At 73.0% G+C, this 3,492-nt stretch carries 4 protein-coding genes; all 4 read right to left on the bottom strand.

Annotated features, from left to right (window positions below; genetic code table 11):
- Nucleotides 1-667: serine O-acetyltransferase (locus tag NBZ85_RS29120; RefSeq protein WP_261563157.1), on the bottom strand; the 667-nt coding region annotated here is incomplete at its 3' end.
- Entirely contained in the window at nt 657-896 is a 240-nt protein-coding gene (locus NBZ85_RS29115; protein ID WP_261559972.1) for an acyl carrier protein, read from the bottom strand. The genes NBZ85_RS29115 and NBZ85_RS29120, both read right to left, overlap by 11 nt.
- Entirely contained in the window at nt 893-2,971 is a 2,079-nt protein-coding gene (locus NBZ85_RS29110; RefSeq protein ID WP_261559970.1) for an HAD-IIIC family phosphatase, read from the bottom strand. Before NBZ85_RS29110 ends, NBZ85_RS29115 begins: the two co-directional genes overlap by 4 nt.
- A 330-nt stretch (nt 2,972-3,301) precedes the next feature.
- A partial coding sequence (locus NBZ85_RS29105) for a hypothetical protein (RefSeq protein WP_261563155.1) occupies nt 3,302-3,492 on the bottom strand: 191 nt, incomplete at its 5' end.

Here is a 3,492-nt window from a genome sequence, read left to right as displayed (position 1 = left end):
TCATGATCCGGGCGGGGGCCGCGAAGACGGTGGAGCCGGTGGGGACGTCCGTCGTGACGATCGAGCCGGGGCCGATGCGGGCGTCGTCGCCGATGGTGATGGCGCCGAGGAGGTGGACGCCGGGGGCGAGCTCGACCCGGCGCCCGACCTTCGCCACGTCCTGCGGCGAGGCCGAACCGCCGGCGTAGCCGATGGTCAGGTTGTGCCGCAGCGTGCAGTCGTCTCCGATCTCGCAGTACGGCGGGATCAGGATCGTCTGGTGGTGGCCGATGAGGACCCGCCGGCCGAGCCGGGCCCTCTCGGACAGCTCCGCCCCGTACAGGTTCCGGATGACCAGGTTGTTGAGCACCTTGTAGGCCACGGTGACCGCGGCGCGCAGGGGCTGGCGCCGGGTATGCCGCCACTGCCCGAGGCGGTAGACGGCGAGCACGTGCAGCCCCGGGTGGGTGATGGAGCCGTAGTGCCGCCGGAAGTCCTCCCGCAGGATCTCCCGCAGGCCCAGCTCGGACGCTTCCCGGCGGTCGGCCTCGACATCATCCGCCGCAGCCGTCGGCGGAGCAGCCGTCGGCGGAGCGTCGTGCGCGGTGGAGCCGTTGAGCGCGGTCGGGGGGCTGACGGGTTCGCGGGGGGCCGTTCCGTTGCGGGCGGCGCCGGCCTCAGTGGACACGGCTGAGCTCCTCGATGTGTTCGCGCATGTCGCCGACGGTGGTGAAGCTGGCGAGCCGGTCGTCGGCGATCTGGATCGAGAACTCCCGCTCGACGGCGTAGATCAGGTTGATGTGCGCCAGCGAGTCCCAGCCGGGGACGTCGGCGGCGGTCATCGTGTCGGAGACGATGAGGTCGTCGTCGCTGAAGATCTCCCGGAAGATCTGCTGGAGGCGATCCTGCACCGTCACCTGGGCACCTCTTCCATCCTGCGGTCCTGCGGCCGCGCCTGGGCGAAAACGTGGGTGGACAAGTCAGGGGACGGCCCGGCGCCGGCTGCGGCCACGACGACGCGCATCAGGCCGGGCGTCGCATAGGGCGCGTCCACGGCGCGGGACCAGTGGGTCGTGCCCGGCGCGGCCGGATCGTCCGGCACCGATGGAACGTCCGGTGCGTTCACCCGGGTGAAGCCGAGGCGTTCGTAGAGGTCGGCGACCAGGGCGTTCTTCGCCGTCGGCCGGTACTCGCCGACGACCCGGGCGAGCCCGCGCCGGCGCGCCTCGGCAAGGATCAGCCCGGCGACCTCGTCCTCCAGGGTCCGGCCGATCACTCGGCAGCTCATCAGCCAGGTGTCGACTGCCAGGGCGTCGCCGGCCTCGACAGCGATGACCACGGCGACGAGACCGTGGTCGGCGAACCGGTCGGCGAGGCGGACGCAGAGCACGGCCGTGGCGGGGTCGGCGGCCAGCCGGGCGATCTCGTCGGCGCCGCGGCGCCGGCCGGTCAGGTTGAACTGGTTGGTCTTGCCGACGAGCTGGGCGACCCGGGGCAGAGTCAGCTCGTCGAGCCCGACGACGGTGGCCGTCATGTCCAGCCCCCGGTGGAACTCCGCCAGCGAGGGGGCCGCGGCCTGCGCGGCGGCGAGTTCGGCCCGCGCCCGGTAGGTCGCCGTCCGCGCGGTGTCCTCCGCGGTGAGCGCCGTGGTCTCGAAGAACGGGTAGTCGGCCAGCGCCCGGACGTAGCCGTGCGGGTCGGCGGGCAGCGCGAGGACGTCGACCTCGCCGACGAGCTGGCGCACCGCCTCGCGCTCGGCCGGGTTGTCGTCGACGAAGACGAGGGAATCGAGGCCGAGACCGAGGTCGGCGGCGATCCGGCGCAGCTGGGTCGGCTTGTCGTCCCAGCAGGCGCTGAAACTCGCGATATCTCTTAGGCGCAGTCGCATGGCGGGGTGGCGCTCGAACGCCTCCTTCGCGTCGGCGTCATTGTTCTTCGAGCAGACGGCGAGCACGACGCCGCGGTTTTTCAGTTCGACGACGTAGTCCTGGAAGGCGGCGAAGGCCTCGCCGACGGGACCGTCGCCGAGCGCGATGCCGGCGAGTCCCTCCTCCCCCAGCACACCGCCCCACAGTGTGTTGTCGAGGTCGAGAACGAGGCACTTGCGGCTCACCCCAAGCTGCGCGCCGATCACTGCCGCGGTGTGCCGGGCCAGCAGCGGCACCTGCGCGAGCGACACCGCCTGTTTGGACCGGTGCCAGTAGCGCGCGTCGAACCAGGCCCGCTTGCCGACGCCGGCGGCGAGGCGTTCGCAGTCGACCAGACCGATCCCGTCGCCGGCCGCGCGGCCGAGCTCGGCGTTGACCCGGGCGAGCAGGGTCGGGCGGGCACCGCCCGTGCGCAGCGCCAGATGCCCGAGGGCGATCTCGCCGGGAACGGCGAAGGTGTGCTGGACGACCCGGGCGCCGCAGCGGGCGCGGATCGTCTCCCACAGCGACGTCCAGCGGCGCACCTCGGCGGCGACCGCGACGTCCGGCTCGTCGGCGACCGCCGGCAGAGCCGCCTCGCCGGCGTGCACGGCGAGCACGACCACGTCCGGCGCGAAGCTGTACAGCCCGCTGCCGGGGTCCAGAATCTCCTGACGGTACTGTCCGTAGCCGCACTCGTAGATCTCGACGGCGACCCCCGCCCGCGCCGCCGCGAGCGGCAGCAGGGCCGCGAACTGGGACGTCGTGTAGCTACCGAGGACAGCGACCCGAGCCGAGCGCGGCAGCGGCCCAGCGGCGGGCAGGCAGCGGCGCAGCACGCCGGCCGCCGCCGACCAGGTGCCGAGGTCGCCGTCGGTGTCGGTGAGTGCCAGCGCCCAACGCACCGCCCCGGCCGGGTCCCCGGCGCGCTCGTGCGCGACGGCGAGGTCGCGGCACAGCGCGGCGGTCGGGATCTCGCTGGCGGCAGCGAGCGCGGTCAGCTCGGCGACCCGCCCGTCGGGCGGCGGCGCCTGCCGGGTCCGGTCAGGCTCGTCCCCCACACCGGCGTCCCCTGGTTCGATCATCCTTGCGGCCCCCTCTCGTGGTAGCCCGTCATGGCACCCCCGCATCCGGCCGCCCAAACTCTACCCTCACGTGAGAGTTGGTTCGAACGGAACGCCGGGGAGGGCGGCGGCGATATCGACCCGATATCCGCGGCACCGACCGGAACACCTCGGATCTCTCGGCCGATATCCGGCATTTGGCGAGTCTCCGAGCCGCCCCCCGGAAGGCGACGGCGACCGCTCCGACCCGCCCGCGGCGCACCGGCAGGTGCGCGACACCAGGTCAACGCGGGTCGATTTATCCACTTGTCGACAACGGTCCGCATAGAGCCGACAATGTGGAAAACTGCCTCACACGGTGACGCCGACCGCGCCATTTCCGCCCGGCCCACCCGTCATCCCCTTCAGCGCGCCGAGTGGCACGTCCCGGGAGGCAGGACCCCCCTCATGCGACACCGCGCCATGCCCCGCGGTCCCACCGGGACGCAGCCCCGCGGTCTCCTCCGGGCGGTGGTGACCGTCCTGGCGCTGCTGGTCGGGTC

Source organism: Frankia tisae (assembly GCF_025403405.1).
In the GTDB taxonomy this organism is placed as follows: domain Bacteria; phylum Actinomycetota; class Actinomycetes; order Frankiales; family Frankiaceae; genus Frankia; species Frankia tisai.
Note: the sequence above shows the minus strand (reverse complement) of the source record. Positions and strands in the feature narration are given on the sequence as shown.

Excerpts from the sequence above, each read along its gene's own strand:
- NBZ85_RS29110 (WP_261559970.1), bottom strand. The coding sequence starts at position 2,971 with ATGATCGAACCAGGGGACGCCGGTGTGGGGGACGAGCCTGACCGGACC.